This is a genomic window from uncultured Campylobacter sp. (assembly GCF_938030815.1).
Lineage (GTDB): Bacteria > Campylobacterota > Campylobacteria > Campylobacterales > Campylobacteraceae > Campylobacter_B.
This window is the reverse complement of sequence record NZ_CALHII010000197.1, coordinates 1-2,221: the sequence shown is the minus strand read 5'-3', so window position 1 is coordinate 2,221 and position 2,221 is coordinate 1. Positions and strand designations below refer to the sequence as shown.

The 2,221-nt window shown below is 43.4% G+C and carries 3 protein-coding genes; 1 reads left to right on the top strand and 2 read right to left on the bottom strand.

The annotated features are described in order from the left end of the window. The coding region (locus Q0277_RS07565; RefSeq protein ID WP_297996966.1) for a hypothetical protein at positions 1 to 568 on the bottom strand (568 nt) is incomplete at its 3' end. A gap of 49 nt (positions 569 to 617) precedes the next feature. Continuing rightward, complete coding sequence (locus tag Q0277_RS07560; protein WP_297996964.1) at positions 618 to 1,313, bottom strand: hypothetical protein; 696 nt, start codon at positions 1,311 to 1,313, stop codon at positions 618 to 620. Between Q0277_RS07560 and Q0277_RS07555 the strand changes: the two genes are divergently transcribed. Next, positions 1,284 to 2,221 (top strand): EF-Tu/IF-2/RF-3 family GTPase (locus tag Q0277_RS07555; RefSeq protein ID WP_297996963.1); only part of this gene is annotated, 938 nt, incomplete at its 3' end. The genes Q0277_RS07560 and Q0277_RS07555 overlap by 30 nt on opposite strands.

Genomic DNA, 2,221 nt, shown 5'->3' with positions numbered 1-2,221 from the left:
TGATTTTGCGATGCTGCAGGACGTCAGATATCTCCTTGCAGCGATACGGCTCTTGCATTTTTTTGTGGTGCGGCGCGACAGCTACTCCCATAGTACAGGACGCGCGATACGGCTCGCTAAATTTTGCTTTAATGCGTTTAATACGACGCAGGCTGTAAGATTTTGTGCCAAGATGTCCTAATCCGCAAAATTTCATCTCTCTACAATGCGAGCCGTGAAATTCCGTCTCGCTGCTGCACGGCTCGTATAATTTCTCGCCGCAGCGATGTGATCTGCGAAATTCGCGCGATCCATAAAACTTCGCCTCGTGGGCTTTTTCGGTATGGCGACACGACGGATGAAATTTTAATAGGTCAAATTCCGCGTCGTGAAATCCTACCGAGCTAAGCTTTGCACTATGAAATCTTACGCCACAAAAATTTAAATTTCGCTCGCCATAAAAGATAAAATTTCGCGCAGCAAAAATTACGGGATTTCGCCTGCGATCAAAGCAAAAAGCGCGCTTTTGTAAATACGCAGCATTTTTACAAAACGCGTAAATTTCGTCGTGACGATAGAATTTTTTCATAAAACTAGCTCCTAAATAAAACGGCGATTTTACAAAAATCTCTCTAAATTTACGCTTTTAAAGCCGCCACAAACGCCCTAATCTCCGCTTCTTGCAGCCTCTTGATCTCCTTGCCGATCGCAGCGCCGCGCAGATTGCGAGCGACATCCGCGGCGCAAACCAAGCTTTTAAATTTCTTATCCCAAATCCCAAGCCGCTTTGATGCTTGCACCCTACCTCTACAATACAGCCCTAGCCACTGCTTAAGCGGCATTTTTAGAGCGATTTTACATAGTCGCTCGTCGCTTACCCGCTTAAAAAACGGCTCGCTAAGTAGCCTTTTATAAAGAGAATTTAGCCCTAAATTCTTTAAAATTTTATTTTTATCTAATCCTAAAAAATTCAAAAACGCGTATAAAAAAAACATTTCATTTCTCACGAAAGATTCACCACGCTCTATGAATTTTATCAGTCGCTCATGCACGAGCGGATCAATCCGCAATCCAAAAACCCGCTCATAAAGCCCCAGCTCTTGCATTAGCATCATCCCATATCGGTGCGCAGGTGCACGAAAAAATTTAATCAGCTCTGCTTTAATGCGCTCGCAACTAAGATCGCTAACGTCGATGCCGCGCATGAGCTCTAAGGTGCGATGCTCGGCGCGAAGCTCAAATCTAACGCGGTTCCTATCGTATTGCCTATCGGTGACGAAGCAGATTTCAAAGGTGTTGTAGATTTGATTAAAAACCGCGCCATCGTATGGCACGAAGAAAATTCAGGTTCTACTTTCGACGTAGTAGAAATTCCTGCCGATATGAAAGAAGATGTAGCCAAATATCGCGCTCAATTGATTGAAGAGGTAGCAGGCTATGACGAAGGATTACTTGAGAAATTTATGGAAGATGAAAGTTCAATTACTGAAGAGGAAATCCATAAGGCATTGCGCGCAGCAGTAATGGATATGGCTATCATTCCTATGGTATGCGGTTCATCATTTAAAAATAAAGGGGTACAATTTATGCTTGATGCGGTATGTCGTTATTTGCCATCACCGCTTGATAAAGAAGCTATTGAGGGTACTAATCCTGAAACAGGTGAGCCTGCACTACGCAAGCCAGCTGTTGACGCTCCTTTTGCAGCCTTGGCATTCAAAATTGCTACTGACCCTTACGTAGGTCGTTTGGCATTCTTCCGCGCTTATTCTGGTCACTTAGATGCGGGTTCTTACGTGTTGAACACTCGTTCAAACAATAAAGAGCGTATTTCTCGTATTTACCAGATGCACGCTAATAAACAAAACCCTATCGAATATATTGAAGCAGGTGATATAGGAGCTGCAGTAGGTTTTAAAGATATCAAAACGGGTGATACCCTTTGCGATGAGAAATATCCTATCGTACTCGAAAGTATGGTATTCCCTGATCCAGTAATCGGTATCGCTGTAGAGCCTAAAACAAAAGCCGACGTTGATAAGTTAGGTATGGCTTTAGCTAAACTCGCTGAAGAAGACCCAACCTTCCAAGTAAAAACCGACCAAGCCTCTGGTCAAACTATCATCTCTGGTATGGGTGAGTTACACTTGGATATCATTGTCGATCGTCTCAAACGTGAGTTCAAAGTGGAAGTAAACCAAGGTGAACCTCAAGTTGAATACAAAGAGGCTATCACTGGTAA